Annotated in this window: 17 protein-coding genes; 4 read left to right on the top strand and 13 right to left on the bottom strand. The window is 39.7% G+C overall.

Translation table 11 applies throughout. The annotated features are described in order from the left end of the window. Positions 1-5: 5 nt before the first annotated feature. On the bottom strand, positions 6-857 hold the full coding sequence (locus tag H5S41_RS11275; RefSeq protein ID WP_182603373.1) for a metallophosphoesterase family protein: 852 nt from the start codon (positions 855-857) through the stop codon (positions 6-8). 173 nt (positions 858-1030) lie between these two features. Here H5S41_RS11275 and H5S41_RS11270 point away from each other — a divergent pair, with 173 nt between their 5' ends. Both H5S41_RS11270 and ubiE read left to right on the top strand, forming a co-directional pair. Next, positions 1031-2254, top strand: a complete 1224-nt coding sequence (locus tag H5S41_RS11270) for an MFS transporter (RefSeq protein WP_510609832.1) — start codon at positions 1031-1033, stop codon at positions 2252-2254. 20 nt (positions 2255-2274) lie between these two features. After that, complete coding sequence (gene ubiE, locus H5S41_RS11265) at positions 2275-2976, top strand: bifunctional demethylmenaquinone methyltransferase/2-methoxy-6-polyprenyl-1,4-benzoquinol methylase UbiE (protein ID WP_182603372.1); 702 nt, start codon at positions 2275-2277, stop codon at positions 2974-2976. Between the two features lie 79 nt (positions 2977-3055). Here the strand turns inward: ubiE and H5S41_RS11260 are convergent, their stop codons facing one another. Then, entirely contained in the window at positions 3056-3955 is a 900-nt protein-coding gene (locus H5S41_RS11260; protein ID WP_182603371.1) for a prenyltransferase, read from the bottom strand. 80 nt (positions 3956-4035) lie between these two features. Between H5S41_RS11260 and H5S41_RS11255 the strand changes: the two genes are divergently transcribed. Beyond that, positions 4036-5016: a polyprenyl synthetase family protein gene (locus H5S41_RS11255; protein WP_182603370.1), complete on the top strand. Its 981-nt coding sequence runs from the start codon at positions 4036-4038 to the stop codon at positions 5014-5016. A 56-nt stretch (positions 5017-5072) separates the two neighbouring features. Here H5S41_RS11255 and H5S41_RS11250 read toward each other — a convergent pair whose 3' ends face one another. The 3 genes from H5S41_RS11250 to H5S41_RS11240 all read right to left on the bottom strand — a co-directional run bounded on the left by H5S41_RS11250 (position 5073) and on the right by H5S41_RS11240 (position 10192). Beyond that, positions 5073-7088: a beta-galactosidase gene (locus H5S41_RS11250; RefSeq protein WP_182603369.1), complete on the bottom strand. Its 2016-nt coding sequence runs from the start codon at positions 7086-7088 to the stop codon at positions 5073-5075. Between the two features lie 8 nt (positions 7089-7096). Further along, positions 7097-9019, bottom strand: coding sequence for a sugar MFS transporter (locus H5S41_RS11245; protein WP_182603368.1), 1923 nt, complete (start codon positions 9017-9019; stop codon positions 7097-7099). A 156-nt stretch (positions 9020-9175) separates the two neighbouring features. Next, positions 9176-10192: a LacI family DNA-binding transcriptional regulator gene (locus tag H5S41_RS11240; RefSeq protein ID WP_182603367.1), complete on the bottom strand. Its 1017-nt coding sequence runs from the start codon at positions 10190-10192 to the stop codon at positions 9176-9178. Positions 10193-10349: 157 nt separating this feature from the next. Here H5S41_RS11240 and H5S41_RS11235 point away from each other — a divergent pair, with 157 nt between their 5' ends. Next, positions 10350-10829, top strand: a complete 480-nt coding sequence (locus tag H5S41_RS11235; protein ID WP_153710670.1) for a hypothetical protein — start codon at positions 10350-10352, stop codon at positions 10827-10829. A 63-nt stretch (positions 10830-10892) separates the two neighbouring features. On the opposite strand, the gene H5S41_RS11230 is transcribed toward H5S41_RS11235, so the two are convergent. From H5S41_RS11230 to rpsP, 8 genes are all read right to left on the bottom strand, one after another. After that, positions 10893-11720: an exodeoxyribonuclease III gene (locus H5S41_RS11230; RefSeq protein ID WP_182603366.1), complete on the bottom strand. Its 828-nt coding sequence runs from the start codon at positions 11718-11720 to the stop codon at positions 10893-10895. Then, a complete protein-coding gene (locus tag H5S41_RS11225; RefSeq protein ID WP_182603365.1) occupies positions 11720-12061 on the bottom strand; it encodes a MazG-like family protein in 342 nt (113 codons plus the stop codon). Before H5S41_RS11225 ends, H5S41_RS11230 begins: the two co-directional genes overlap by 1 nt. A gap of 143 nt (positions 12062-12204) precedes the next feature. Then, positions 12205-12564, bottom strand: a complete 360-nt coding sequence (gene rplS / locus H5S41_RS11220) for a 50S ribosomal protein L19 (protein WP_153710673.1) — start codon at positions 12562-12564, stop codon at positions 12205-12207. 123 nt (positions 12565-12687) lie between these two features. Continuing rightward, positions 12688-14118: an APC family permease gene (locus tag H5S41_RS11215; protein ID WP_182603364.1), complete on the bottom strand. Its 1431-nt coding sequence runs from the start codon at positions 14116-14118 to the stop codon at positions 12688-12690. 10 nt (positions 14119-14128) lie between these two features. Then, entirely contained in the window at positions 14129-14887 is a 759-nt protein-coding gene (gene trmD / locus H5S41_RS11210; RefSeq protein ID WP_182598713.1) for a tRNA (guanosine(37)-N1)-methyltransferase TrmD, read from the bottom strand. 2 nt (positions 14888-14889) lie between these two features. Beyond that, the gene (gene rimM, locus H5S41_RS11205; protein ID WP_182603363.1) at positions 14890-15396 is read right to left on the bottom strand and encodes a ribosome maturation factor RimM; all 507 of its coding nucleotides are present in this window, start codon (positions 15394-15396) and stop codon (positions 14890-14892) included. A 54-nt stretch (positions 15397-15450) separates the two neighbouring features. Next, positions 15451-15711, bottom strand: a complete 261-nt coding sequence (locus H5S41_RS11200; RefSeq protein ID WP_153710677.1) for a KH domain-containing protein — start codon at positions 15709-15711, stop codon at positions 15451-15453. Between the two features lie 12 nt (positions 15712-15723). Beyond that, a complete protein-coding gene (gene rpsP / locus H5S41_RS11195; protein ID WP_153710678.1) occupies positions 15724-15999 on the bottom strand; it encodes a 30S ribosomal protein S16 in 276 nt (91 codons plus the stop codon). Positions 16000-16080 lie beyond the last annotated feature (81 nt).

Genomic DNA, 16080 nt, shown 5'->3' with positions numbered 1-16080 from the left:
TTTTCTTAACCATTAATTTTTAGCGCGTATTTACGGTATTCATCCGCATAATCGTACTGGCTATTATACTTAGTTAACAAGTCGTCATCATGAGTATAAGCACGGCCAGTAACCATCATTTTTTTATAGAGATCACGATAAGGGAGGTCACTATTATCTGCAATTTTTTTCTCTTGATCCCGACTATATGGCACATGACGAAAGCTAGTCTCTGCTAACCCAATATCATCAACTTCTAGCATTAAATAATGGGCTCGCAGGTCTCTTTGAAGCGGTTGCCAATGGTTAAACGGCTCTCCAACTGCTCCAGGGTTAAGAATAATTCGTTCATCACTGCCATAACGCAGCAAGTCATGATGAACGTGGGCGTATATTGCTACATCTACCGGTTCTCCCGCAACATTAAATAATTTATCGAAATTTGTACTTGCTTGTGTTGGAAATAAATCTTGTCCCATATTAAGCCACGGCAAATTATGCGAAATACCAAAATTAAGTCCGCCAACTCGTTTCGTGACGTGCATGGGCCAGCGAGCAATCTCATCAATCATATTTTCCGAAGAATGTTCGGCAACATACTGGGCAAGCCGGGCAAAGTAAATGTGTGACGGACGTTCCATATCCATCATTCCACGAGCCCCTCTAACAACAAGGTCATCCCAGTTACCCCGCACAATAACTGTTGGCTTCATTTCCTGCAAAATATCCCAGATTGCACGGACACTTGGGCCGGGCATCAATAGGTCGCCAATGAACCAATATTCGTTTGCACGTTGTTGAATACTATCTTGATACATTGCTTGCAGCGCTGTTAAATTTCCATGGGTATCTGAAAAAACCGCAATCCTCTTTTTCACTAATGATATCCCCTTTCTTTCTTCATTAATAATATAGCAAATTTCTTCAAAAGAATGGTAAAGATATTTAATGATTTTATCCTTATCTATTCCAGAAGAGGAAGATTTGTGCTTATTTTGTTATAATAATATTTTATGCATGAACACATTTAATTTAGGAGATGATATTCAAAATGGATTCGGAAGTCGCAAGAGGAAAGTTTCCTCACGGTTGGCACCGAACTTTTTATACCCTTTGGCTCGGCGCGTTTATCACCGGGATGGGCTACTCGATGACGATGCCGTTTATTTCATTATTTATTGCTGAGTTGGGTAGTTTTACTCGCTTTCAATTAAACATCTATTCCGGATTAGCGTTTGGCGTTACCTTTATTAGTCAAGCGATTGTCTCACCTTTCTGGGGGAACCTCGCTGATCAAAAAGGACGGAAATTAATGTGTATGCGGGCGTCTGGTGTAATGGCTTGTACAATTTGCGCAATCGGTTTTGCCCGCAGTGTCTGGATGATTATCGGAATGCGATTTTTACAAGGAGTATTTTCCGGTTATATTAACAACGCAACCGCAATGATGGCTGGTGAAACTCCCCATAATCGTTCCGGATGGGTAATGGCTGCCATGACAACTGCCGGGGTTGCTGGTAATCTTGTCGGCCCCTTATTGGGTGGTTTCCTATCTGGGATATTCGGTTACCGAATTCCATTTTTCATCACTGGCGGCCTTATGTTTTGTGTGTTTCTTAGTACATGGTTACTAACGATTGAGCATTTTACCCCAATCAAAAAAGAAGCCATGAAACCAATGAAAGAGATCATGCACAACCTTGAAAATCCGCCGCTTATTATCGTAATGTTTCTAACTACAATGATCGTTACTTCTTCAACAATGTCAATTGACCCGATTATTAGTTTATATGTTCGTCAACTAATGGGCGGACATGGTAATATTGCATTAGTTGCAGGAATCGTTGCTGCCACGCCGGGATTGGGGACGCTAATTGCTGCTTCAAAAGTCGGTCATACAATGGATCAGATCGGACCTGAAAAAGTATTACGAATTGGAATTATGACCGCGTTCATCTTATTTATTCCAATGACCTTTACTCACTCACCATGGGCATTAGCATTTTGGCGATTTATCCTCGGATTAGCAAACGCCGCCTTAATGCCTGCAACGCAGACCGTTCTGACTCTGGATGTTCCAACTGAAGCATTCGGGCGAATTTTTAGTTATAATCAATCATTCCAAGCTGCAGGAGCTGTTCTTGGTTCAATCCTCGGTTCCTTTATTTCCGGGATTTCTAGTTATCAGATGGTCTTTATCATTACAGGATTAACCCTTCTTATTAACTTTATCCTTGTCATGCTTGTTAAGCCGAAGAAACAAATTGCAAAATAATAAAAAGAAGAGAGACAATTATGGTTCAAACAAATAAACTATTAAATGAACACCAAGTAAATGACCTATTTTCACGGGTTGCACCACGTTACGACCTGCTAAATAACGTAATTAGCCTTGGAACACAAAAGCTATGGCGTCATGACCTTTTTAAACAGCTGCAAATCAAGCCAACTGCCAATGCCCTTGATGTTTGCTGCGGAACCGGCGACCTAGCAATTGAATTAGCTAAGCGGATTCCTGACGGTCGTGTTACCGGATTAGATTTCAACCAAAAAATGCTTAAGCTTGCTTTTGAAAAGACAAAAATGATTGGCAACCTCTTTTTAATTCAGGGGGATGCGATGCACCTGCCTTTTGATGATAATACTTTTGATATTGTTACAATTGGTTTTGGCCTTCGCAACGTGCCCGACGCTGACCAAGCATTGAGTGAAATCTACCGCGTCTTAAAGCCAGGTGGTCAATTTGTAAGCCTCGAAATGTCACAGCCAACTAATCCAGTCGTTCGGTTAGGATGGAAAGCATATTTCAACGCCTTCCCATTAATGGCATCTTTAGCTGGCGGGCATTATCAAGACTACCAATACTTGAAAAAGACCAGCCAGCAATTTGTCTCTGCTCATCAATTGGCACGAATGATGAAGGCTGCTGGTTTTAAGAAAGTTCATTACCAGCCGTTGAATTGGGGAGCTGCGGCACTGCATTTTGGTGATAAATAAAAAGAAAGTATATAAAAACTCCAAGGATTGACTTGTTAACGTCGATTCTTGGAGTTTTTGTCGAAAATAAAGTTATTTTTTAAATCAAACCAATTGCATATGTAACTACTTGGACTAGTGATCCTACTAATAAAATTTTAACCGCGCAAGGAAACGTTTCTTTTTTTACCTGTTTAGCAAATAGCATTCGCGTCTGTTTGATAACAAATGGGATAATTAACAGCGTAAGCAAAACTGTCCAGGGAGCCAAGCGCAGAACAACAGCAAAAATAATTGCTAAAAACGCTAGGACATTCTTAATTGCAAAAGAATATAGACCATTACGCTGACCAATGAAATGAATAATTGTATGCCGGTGATTGTCCTCGTCCTCCCCCGCATCACAAATATTATTAGCCAATAACAAGTTAGAAATCCATAGTTCATCTGGTAAAGCAACTAAAAATACAACCCCGATATTTGCCCACGTCCATGTAAATTGGGGAGCAGCGTTGATAAATACTGAAATCAACGTAATCATAAATCCCATGGTAAAACCAGAGGCAAATTCACCAACCGGCAAACCAGATAATGGGAAAGGTCCTGAAGAGTATAAAATTCCAATTGCAAAACAAAAGATCCCCATCCACAGCAATGGTAAGCCGACACGTGTTACTAAGTAGATCCCGATTAGGCCAGCAACAATACTAAAAGTAAGAAGAAGACCTAATACTAATCGTGGCGAGATATTTTCCCGCCCAATAATATTAGTATTTTTCTTATAATCAACTGTATCGATTGCGTGATTATAGTCATTATAATTATCCATCATATCAACTGCCATATTGAACAACAACATTGCAATGAAAAACAAAACGGAATTCATTAAGTTCAAGGAGTGATAATAATAAGCGCTAAGGCATACCCCCAGCAGCATCGGCAAAATACTAGCAGTTTTCGCCTTAATCTCCACTAGTTCTAAAAAAACATTTAATGACATTTAGTAAATTTTCCTTTCATAATACATTACTTGTTCGGTACAATATAGATGGTACACCATAACAAAGGAATTATCGATTAATGAAACAACATTTTTTTCATACTTATCCGGCGATTAACCATGCCCTTGGCGAGGTAAACCAACTTATCAATGACCGGATTACAATTAAAAATTCACAACTTCATGACGCCCTTCAACAGATGGCATCAAACGGTGGTAAGTATCTACGTCCCGCTTTCTTCCTTCTATTTGCGAATATCAATAAAAGCGCAGTTGACGAACAAGCTAAACTAGTCAAGATTGCTGCATCCCTTGAAATCCTTCATATGGCAACCTTGATTCACGACGATATCATTGATGATTCACCAAAGCGCCGCGGGGCCGTTAGCATCCAAGCAGCTTTTGGTAAAGATACGGCTGTTTATAGTGGTGATTTCCTGTTTACCGTTTTCTTCGACTTATTAGTTGAGACGATGAGTTCTTCACCTTATCTGACACGAAATGCCAAAACTATGCGGAAAATTCTTACTGGTGAATTGGGACAAATGGATAACCGTTTTGATCTTGATCAGTCCTTGCTAGACTATTATCGCAACATTAACGGCAAGACAGCGGCTATTTTTAGCTTAGCGGCTGAAGAAGGTGCCTATTTTGGTCATGCAGACCACCACACAATCAATTTAGCAAAACGGATTGGACAAAACATTGGGATTAGTTTTCAAATTCTTGATGATATCTTGGATTATTCTGGCGATGAGCGCCTTAACAAACCTGTCCTTGAAGACCTTGCCACCGGGGTATATTCACTTCCCCTCCTTCTTGCCTTACAGGATCATCGTAACAAATTAGAACCGTTCCTTACTAAGAAACATCAGATGACTGTGCAGGATATGGAACAGGTCCAAGAAATTGTAATAAGTTGTGGCGGAGTCGAACAAGCTAAGATTATCGCGGAAAAGTTTACCAAAAAGGCGCAAGATGAGATTCAATCCCTTCCTAATACACACGCGCGAAAATTACTAGCCACAATGGCAAAGAAATTATTAACACGGGTAAATTAAAAGCAGAGAATGGTAATAAGAAATTTTACCATTCTTTGCTTTTTTTGTAAGAATATTTAATGTGTTAGCAGTTCAACGTCCCATGGATTAAGAACATTTTTAGGTGATTGGCCTGTCAGTAAATCATGATACCCCTCCTTAAAGTCATCCGGTAACGGTTGCTGGTCGTTTCCCATATTGAGGATAAAGTACAATTCCTGACCATCAGCTGTTACCCGCTTAGTAATTTCAAGCGCGGTTTTTTTGGCAGACAACGGCTTAAGCTTTAAGCTGCCAATAATTTGATCAAATATCGTACTAAGGCTTGCATGATCTAACCGGCTGCCAATGTACCAAGTTTTGCCACGGTGATAATGATTTTCAGTTACTGCCGGCATTCCAGCATAAAATTCACTATCATACTTTGCAATTGCTTCCGCGTGCTCCAGATGAATCAGGTCTGCAATCAAAGTTCCTGTAAGGTGCTTACCATCATTAGTTTGTAATTTAACATCTTTCTCAGGGAGAATCGCATCGCTTTCTTCAACCCAGACACCAGTAACTTCCTTTAACGGGCCAGGATAGCCGCCAAGGTAAACATTATCCGTGCTATTAACCATTCCTGACATAAAGCTAGTGACAAAATTACCACCACTAGCAACATAATCCGTAATCTTTTTTCCTAATCCTGGTTTTACCATGTATAAAACCGGCGCAACGACTAAATCATAATTGCTAAAATCATCACCAACCGCAATTACATCGGTCGGGATATTTCGCTCATAAAATTGACGATAATAATCAAGAATAATAGGAAGATAAGCAAAATCCTGCGTAATACCATCAACATATTCAAATGACCAAAAGTTGCTCCAATCAAATAATATGGCAACCTTTGCAGGATTCTGTGATCCCTTAATTACCGGTCCAACCTTCCTTAAATCATGTCCGAGTCTTTCTACTTCCCTATACGCGCGAGTATCTGTTCGGCCAGAGTGGGGAATTACTGCTCCATGGAATTTCTCAGATCCGCCAACCGCTTGCTTAAGCTGGAAAAATTGAACTGTATCAGCGCCATGAGCAACCGCTTGTAGTTCGGTTGCCCGCATTTGGCCCGGTCGTTTAAGAGGACTATACGGTTGCCAATTAACCTGCGAAGGTGTCGATTCCATCAACATAAATGGCTGGTGTTTTAACGATCGCATCAAATCATATAAAAATGCTGGATGGTATTTCGGCATATCGTAAGCCGGGTAACTATCATAGGAAATAATATCCTGTGCCGCCGCCCACTGTTGGTAATCAATCATCTTATTGGGTAGACTATGAAAGTTAGTCGTAACCGGGGTTTCTGGATCGTATTCTTCAATAATCTGTTTTTCCATTTTGAATAGCTTCAGCATTTGTGTTGACTGGAAGCGCAGATAATCAATCGACAAACCGGCAACGATTGTTTCTGTGCCTTCTGGTCCCCATGCATCACCAAGTTCATTAGGAACTACAATCTCATCCCAGTTATAGATGGTGTGACTCCAAACATTCGTGTTCCAAGCACGGTTAAGATTGTCAAGGCTATGATAACGGTCTTTTAGCCATTTTCTAAATTCCGCTTGACATTCCTGACAATAACAGTTGCCACCATATTCATTATTAACGTGCCATACAACAATATGAGGGTTATCGGCATATCGCTCAACTAATCGGCGAACTAAGTCACTAGCTAAGCGCTGATAGTTCTTACTGCTGGGGCAAAAGTTATGACGGGCACCAAAAACATGCCGCCGTCCCTGATAATCTACACGGGCAACATCCGGATACTTCTTAAACATCCATGCTGGCATTGCAGCAGTTGAAGTTGCTAATACAATATCAAAGTTCGCATTAGACAGTTCTTTAATAATTTTATCTAGTTTTGAAAAATTAAACTGCCCTTCTGCTGGCTCCAACAATGCCCAAGAAAAAACGTTGATTGTTGCTGAATTAATGTCAGCTTGCTTAAATACTTTAATGTCATCTGACCAGGTTTCTTCTGGCCACTGTTCAGGATTATAATCTCCGCCGTATAAAAAATGCGGCAACTCTTTTTTCATCATTTCTCACCCTATTTAAATTCGACCGCTACTACCTTGTCGCCGTGAGTGACTGTCTTACCAGCAGCAAAGCCATCAACCTTTTCAATACTGTGTGGTTGTGCAAAGAATGTAATTACCCAATCACTATATCCCTTTTTCTTAATTAGGTCACGGTTAAAGTCAAAGAGTAACTGGCCTTCCTTTACTTCCTGTCCATCAGTATAGTGAGCATTAAAGCCTTCACCACGCATATTAACGGTTCCAACTCCAATATGGACAACCATCTCTAATCCATTATCCGAAGTAATTCCAAAAGCATGACGTGTGCCAAATGTAAAGTTTATCTTGCCGTCAAATGGGGCGTATAACTTATTACTAGTAGGTTTAATTGCAAAGCCCCTGCCAGGGAATGGGTTACCGTCACGATCAACAACATCTTTCATTGCAACCAGTTGTCCATCAACAGGAGCGTAAATTGTTTCGCGCTTTATTGCACCTGCCGCTTTTGTTGACGCCTCTTCTTGCTGACCGCTTGCTAGTTTGTTCTTTAATTCTTCAACTACCGCTGCATGTTTCTCCTCGCTCAATTTAACCTTCAACAGGAAGACAAAGATTGACAAGATTGCTAAAGCTAACGGAATATAAAACGCCATGCTATCAAAGGTACGAATGTCATGACTAGTCATATCAGCAGCGGTTGCACTTCCAGTCATTCCGGCAGCAATTGCAATGTAACCAACTAGTCCATTAGAAATTGCACCAGTTAATTTATCAATCATTGGACGAACGGCTAAAACAACCGCTTCATTTCGTTGTCCAGATTTTAGCTGACCGTATTCAATTGCATCTGTCAGTGTTAGGACCGTAACAAGCTGCGCAAAATTAATGTTAAAAAGGACTAGCCCAAGATCCATCATAAAGACATTTGAACGGAAGAAAATAAAGATGACATAGGCTAAAACCATTGAAACCTGTCCACCAATGAATAACCATTTCCGTGGAATAAACTTATTTAAGATTGGGAATAGTGGACTGGTGCAGAATCCAATAATTGTCGCAATAACCCCCACAATCCAGAATTCGCTTGGCTTACCGATAACAAACTTATAAAGGTAGAAAAGGACACCATTAGTAATAACGTACGCACAAGAGTAGAGTAGGTACGCTAAACTCGGCCATAATATTTGATCATTGTGAAAAATTGCCGAAAAAACTTCGCGAATCGTTGTTTTATCTTGAGCCGAATTACGAATCACATTATGTTTTTCTTCTGTTCCAGCACAAACGGCAAAGGCACTTAGCAAAGCTACAATCGAAACAACAGCAGCAAATGCAAACCAACCAACAGGGCCTTCTTCATGCTTACCGGTTGCAAGAAATGTAGAGTAAGTAACAATCGGAACAACAATAATTGTTAATCCGTTCCAACCAATTGTTCCGGCAAAGGCCCCTAATGAAGTGTAAATCCCCCGTTCAGCGGAATCTTCACTAATTGCCGGTACCATTCCCCAATAGGAAACATCAGATAAGGAATAGAAAATATCAAAAGTGACAAAGATAATAACGAATAAGATTGCAAATAGAACCCAATTATATTTTGCTAAACCAAAGATACCTGTAAACAAAATCAACAGTAAAATTACACTGACAATATTACCAAGCATAATCCATGGCTTGAATTTGCCCCACCGTGATTTTGTATTATCAACAATATTTCCTAATAAAGGATCAATCAATAGTTCTAGAATACGGACACTAACAATCAAACCGGTGATTAATCCGATTAGTTTTGTCGAAACGGCCTTCGATAAGCCGTTAAACATTCCGCTTGTTACGAAAATAATAAAGTAAGTACTCATAACACCATAAAAAGCAGAGTGTCCAACATTACCAAAACAAAATGCTGCGCGTGAAATCAGTTGTTTCCCCGTCAGCTTATGACCATCTGTCATCTTAAGACCTCCAAACTACATCTCCTTGAAATCGCTTACAAGTACATTATAGTTCTTTAGCTTAATTTAGTAAATATTTATTTTAAAAGTAAATGATTTACTTTTAAAATAAATAAAAAGCTAACAGCGTTAACCTCATATCAGGCAAGCGTCTAGTTAGCCATTATTATTTAAAAAACTTTTACGATAAACAATATCAGTATTTACCTTTAAATGGACGTGGGGACGATCGGGATGCGTTATTAAGTCCTGTAATAGTTCAATTGCCATTCGACTAAGGGTTTGCTGATTAATATTATATGATGTCAGTGGTGGTGAAACATATTTTGCAACTTCACTATTATTAATACTAATCACAGCCGTATCACGAGGAACCAAAATTCCTGCTTCATTAAATGCCTGCAAAACGCCAACACTTAATGTATCAGAAGCAATAATAAATGCTTCCGGAAGATTATCCTTGCTTTGGTCGATTACCATTCGACCAAGTCGGTACCCGTTCTCAACATTAAACGGTCCATCAACATATAACGGGGCTTCTTTTATCCCCTGCATACTAGCAAATTCCCGAAAGGCTATTTCACGTGCATCAGCTTGCTGGATATTATTAAGGTTAAGTCCTTTTCCTCCAATAAAGCCGACTCGTTCATAGCCTGCTTTCACAAGACGACTTAAAGCATCCTGAACTGTTAATTCTAGATTTGGCTGGACAGAATCAAACAGTTTAGGCATCGGATTAATATCGACAAAAACCCCGTGAGGTAATTTATGATGAAGTGCTATTAGTTGATCCTGGGTTACACGGTCGGCTCCAACACCGATAAAGCCCTGGAAAGAATCGGCAGCCTTAGTAAGGTCCGCAATATGACCAAAGATTTCAACCTGTAGTCCTGCCTTGTCAACTTCCTTAATAATCTCATTACGAAGAAAAGCAAAGTATTCGTCCTGAAGCTGCTCTTTACCACTTACCCGATACAATAGGGCAATATTAGGGCGAATAGGTTGCTGTGACTGTTTTCGATGACTTTTCCAATATCCAAGTTCATTAGCAACTGTCATTATCTTATTCCGAGTAGTTGGACTAATTGATAAATTTTGATCATTGTTTAAGAGTCGGGAGACCGTTGCCGGCGAATATCCTGATTTTTCTGCGATTTCTTTGATGGTAGCCATGTTCTCACCTCTTTTTAGTAATGGATTTAGTAAATATTATACACTAGTTTGAAGTATACAATGACAAACGATATTTATTAATTATTTTTCCTTGTTTATTCCACTTAAAATGATCATAATTAAGAAGAAGATATTTATTGATGAGGAGATTTATATTATGAATAAAGTTTCTAAGGGCCTTGTACTTGCTCTTGCTGGTATTACCGTTGGGACTAGTACTGGACTTAGCACTACACTTTTCCAACCTGCAACAGTTGCCTATGCAGCTAGTATGTCAAAGGAAAAGAACGATTTAGCTAACCGCTACATTGCCGATTATCTTGGTAATTGTCAACAATATGAACAAAATGATAAAACTTTTAAGGGCTTTACTTCAATTAAAGACATTACTTATACTCGCGATAATAAGATCAAAATTGATGTTAACGATGATATTTATAAATTACCCAAAGCACGACGCTCATTACTCATTCAGGATTTACAAAATGGTGTTTATGGAACACTTGCAGATAACGATTTAAAGAAATTATCCGAAAAGGACATTCAAAAGGGTTGTAAGACTACCATTTACCTTAACGGACATGTAATTGGTCAAACAGCCAAAAATGATAATCACCACATCATCTGGAATAAATAAAAATAAGAGATTTAGAAGTTTACCACTGCAAAGTGTCCATTAACTTCTAAATCTCTTTTTCAATTAAAGGTCTATTTCTAACTCAATTGGCGTGTGATCACGACGTTCACCACTATCAATCATTCCCGCTGAAGTAATCTTATCAGCCAACCGGTCACTGACCAACCAGTAATCAATTCTCCAGCCCGAATTGTTTTGCTTACTGGTAATTACCCGTTGTGCCCACCAAGAATAGGCCCCCTTTTCATTCGGGTGGAGGTGCCGGAAACTATCAGTAAAACCGGCATTTAATAATTTAGTGAAATGTTCCCGTTCTTCGTCAGTAAACCCTGCTGAATGATGGTTATTGGCAGGATGAGCAAGGTCAATCTCTTCATGAGCAACATTAAAGTCCCCACTAGCAATAACGGGCTTTTGCTGGTCAAGATCTTGTAAATACTTTCGGTAACAATCATCCCACACCTGTCGTTCATCAAGGCGTTTAAGACCATTACCGGAGTTAGGAGTATAAACTTCTGTAACGAAGAAATCTGGAAATTCGAGAGTAATAATCCGTCCCTCCTCATCCATTGGCTCCGGTGCACCAATCTGCGGATAAGTAACGATTGGTGCATATTGATTTTGATAAAGATACATGGTCCCGGCATATCCTTTTCTTGCCGGTTCAACTGAACTCCGCCATGCTACTTCATAGTCTGGAAAAAGCTCTTGCAAAACTGTCAAATGCTTCTTTGTAGGACCATTTTTCGATAGTTTTGTCTCCTGAATGGCAATTACGTCTGGACTTTCTGCAGCAATTTTCTTTAGGACTTCCCGCGTTTCACCTGCTCGTACAGATGTCCCTGTTAAGGCAGCATTAATTGAATCGATGTTCCATGAAATAAACTTCATTATGACTTCCTCTTTTCTCCATTGATCGCTTTTAAATCGGTTTCTTTGATAAAAACACCATCATCCGTTGTCATTCCTGTCCGCTGAGCAATTTCATTATAAGCTGTAACCATTGCTTGATAATGGTCCACCCCTACCAACTTGCAGAAAATTAATAGGGCAATTTGAAGGTCACCGATACTATCTACCAATTTTTCGTAATTTTCTTTATTATAAGCACTGGATAATTCACCAAGTTCTTCGGTCATTTTCATAAATTCAACTCGTGGATCGGCCTGATCAATTTTTCGTTCATGTGCCCATGATGTTATTTTTTGAAATAACTTCTCGTAATCCTTCATTTTGTCACCTCAATCAACAGTTTTTCGCACTATTTTTACTATAAGGTAAAAGGAAAAAACGGGCAATGAAATTCTAGTAATAATTTGCTAATAAAATTAATTTAAAACAAAAAGAACCCCTGCAACACAAGGGTTCCACACTACTAGTTATCGCGACGACGTTCAGCGATACGAGTAGCCTTACCAGTACGTTCACGTAAGTAGTAAAGCTTAGCACGACGTACACGACCATGACGAAGAACATCAATCTTGTCAACACGTGGTGAGTGAACTGGGAAAGTACGTTCAACACCAACACCGTTACTGATCTTACGAACAGTGTATGTAGCGCTGATACCAGCACCATGGCGCTTGATAACAACACCTTCAAACATCTGGATACGTTCACGTGAACCTTCAACGATACGAGCGTGAACACGAACAGTATCACCTGCACGGAATTCTGGAATATCATCCCGTAATTGACTAGCAGTAATCTTTTCGATTAACTTGTTTTGACGCATAATATAATTCTTTCCTTTCGCCGACATTCATGTCCTTTAACACGGGCAGCGGAACACCGTTATTCACAGCTAAACAGCCACTAACTACTATACATTGTTTTCATTTGTCTTTCAAGGGTAAATTTAATGAGTTTTTTTATTAATGATTGAGTGTCTAATTCCATATATAAAATAAATTAATAATCCAATTACAAACCAACCAACCATTAAAATTTTGGCATCTGTATTTAAGCCCCAAAAAATCACTGCAGAGAAAATTGCCGAAATTGCTGGCAAGACAGGATAAAGTGGCATTTTAAACTGTGCTTCCGGCAAGTCTACCCCTTCACGCGGCCGTAATGCATAGATTCCTAATGAAACAAAGATGAATGCAACTAATGTTCCTGCAGAGACGAGGGTTGCTAAAAACGTAAATGGGAATACGGAGCCTAAAATCATTGCCAATGCGGTAATCATCCATAATGCGTGATTAGGGACATGTTTTTCATCAATCTGGCCAAGTGTTTTGGGTAATAACCCATCACGACCAAACGCATAGATTAAACGGGATGACGCTAAAAGTATTGCAATTAAAGCGGAAAAAATACCAACAATCGCGACAACTGATAATAAATTAGCTGTGATATAGTGTCCCGATTGACGTAAGGCCCAAGCAGCTGGTTCCGCATTATTTGCATAACGATTATATTTAAACATTCCGACCAATACAAGTGAAACCGCAATAAAGAAACCCGTCCCAAGCAACAGGGTACCAATTAGTCCCCGTGGCATTGTTTTTTCAGGATCAATAGTTTCAGCAGTATTAGCGGCAATTGCATCAAAACCGACATAAGCAATAAAGATTTGCGCTGTCCCGGCTAATATTCCTTGCCACCCGCCAAATGTTGTTCCCGGCTGATGTGCTGGAAGGAATGGGACATAATTTTGCGGATGGATAGCAGTTGCGCCAACTACAATGAACATTAGGATTACCAATAATTTAACACTGACAATAACATTCTCAATCCTGCTTACCTGATGCACTCCTCGTGAGATTAATACTCCTACAATTAGAATTGCGAACGCAGCCAAAATATCAATGTATGAACCAGTATGGGGATTAAAACCACCCGTTAATGCATGTGGTAATTTAATTCCAAAACTTCCTAAAAAGCCTTGCATATATGCGGACCATCCGGAAGCCACAAACGCGACTGAAATAAAATATTCAGCTAAGAGTGCCCAGCCTGCAACCCAACCGAAAAATTCGCCAAACAGGACGTTAATCCACGAAAAAGCTGAACCAGCAAATGGTAACACTGATGAGGTTTCAGCATAGGCTAAAGCAGATAATCCTGCTCCAATCGCAGCGACAATAAATGCAAGCGGCACCGCTGGACCAGTATGTTCAGCAGCAACAATTCCCGGTAATGTAAAGATTGCTGTCCCAACAACCATTCCTGTTCCTAAACCGATTAAATCCCTCGTTCTAAGACTGGGAGTTAATTGAGCATCTTTTTCCTCGTAAACTTGCGGATTCTGTTTAAGAAATAAGCGTTTAATTAATTTTTTCATTCATATCACCTTAGTCTGGAACAGTTGGATCTTCGTCTAACTTAATATCTTCTAACATTAATTGCTGTTCCCGACTGAGCTTAGCAGTTTTAAGCAGGTCTGGCCGACGATGGAGGGTACGCCGCAATGATTCACGCATCCGCCATTCTTTAATCTTTTGGTGGTTACCACTTGTTAAAACTTCAGGTACCTTCATTCCGCGAAAATCAGCTGGGCGGGTATATTGTGGATATTCTAGCAAACCATTACTAAATGAATCCCCCATTGGTGAGGACATGTTCCCCAACACACCAGGTACAAAGCGAACAGTTGCATCAATCATTACCATTGCGGCAAGCTCTCCGCCAGTTAAAACATAATCTCCTAGTGAGGCTTCATCGGTAACCAGTTGTCGAATTCGTTCATCATAGCCTTCATAATGACCACAGATAAAGGTTAAATGATCCTCTTGAGCTAGTTCCTTTGCATATGCCTGATCAAACTTTCTCCCAGCTGGATCCATTAAAATGACCCGTCCCTTTGAATACTGCCCTTCAGTTTGCTGCTGAATTGCATCCATTGCGTCAAAAATAGGCTGAGCTTGAAGGAGCATTCCTGCACCGCCACCAAATGGCGCGTCATCTACATGATTATGTTTATCAGTAGTGTACTGTCGGAAATCAGTTACATTAATGTCAATGAATCCATTGTCCTGGGCCTTTCCAATAATTGATTCTCCCATTGTTGCTTGAAACATATTTGGGAATAAGCTTAAAATATCAATTCTCATTACTATTCAAGTCCCTCCATTAACTCAACAATCACAAGCTGCTGGTCAAGATCAACTTTTTTAATAACATCATCAATCACAGGTAATAGTAAATCCCTTTTTTCTGGTCGTTCAACTACCCAGACATCATTAGCACCTGGTGACAGAATCTCTTTTATCTTCCCAAGTTTTTGTCCATCTGTTGTTTCAACGTTAAGTCCGATAATTTGATGGTAGTAATATTGACCATCATCAAGAGGCTGCTGATCATCAGCACTTACCATCAATTCATGGTCACGAAATTTTTCAACATCATTAATATTGTCATATCCCGCAAACTTTACTAAAACAAAGCCTTTATGTTGTCGAGCCTGTTCAATTTTCAACGGTAATGGTTCTCCAGACTGCTGCAAATAGAGGGTATTACCAGCCGCAAATCGTTCATCAATAAAATCAGTAGTTGCTAATACGCGGACTTCCCCACGTACCCCATGAGTATTTACAATTTTACCAACATTATAATATTCCATATTTTCCTCCAAAAAAGGCAAAAACTCCCACAGATTAGTGTGGGAGTTTTAAATTTAGTGACGATGGTCATTAATCAATAACCGGACTCTCTTAGAGTTAGCCCGTTGAGATTGAGCACCCTCGACTACTGTTCGCAATGCCGCAGCAACATGACCTTGTCGACCAATTAACCGACCGACATCATTAGGATCAACATCAATTATGTACCGATGATATCTTCCCTCATCGCTTTGAGTAATTGATAATGCCTGTGGCTGCTTTAATAGCGGGATAACTAAACTACGAATTAACGACTCTACATTTGTCTCAGCCATGATTAATTATCACTACTTCTTTGCGTACTTTGCTTCGTGGTACTTCTTCATAACACCAGCTGCTTGAAGCATGTTACGAACAGTATCTGAAGGTTGAGCACCCTTTTGTAACCATTCCATAACAGCGTCTTCATCAAACTTGACTTCCTTAGGAGTAGTCAATGGGTTGTAAGTACCTAATGAAGTAATAAAACGACCATCACGTGGGGCACGTGAGTCAGCTACAACGATCCGGTAAAATGGACGCTTCTTTGAACCCATGCGCTTTAAACGAATTTTAACAGACATTCTTTGCACCTCCCTGATTTCTTTTAACAGATAATAATATACCAGTGTTCAAATAGAATGTAAAGTATTTTTTCTTGACAG

It is taken from the genome of Limosilactobacillus albertensis (assembly GCF_014145555.1).
GTDB lineage: Bacteria > Bacillota > Bacilli > Lactobacillales > Lactobacillaceae > Limosilactobacillus > Limosilactobacillus albertensis.
The sequence above is the reverse complement of the archived record's forward strand: the minus strand, read 5'-3'. Positions and strand labels throughout refer to the sequence as shown.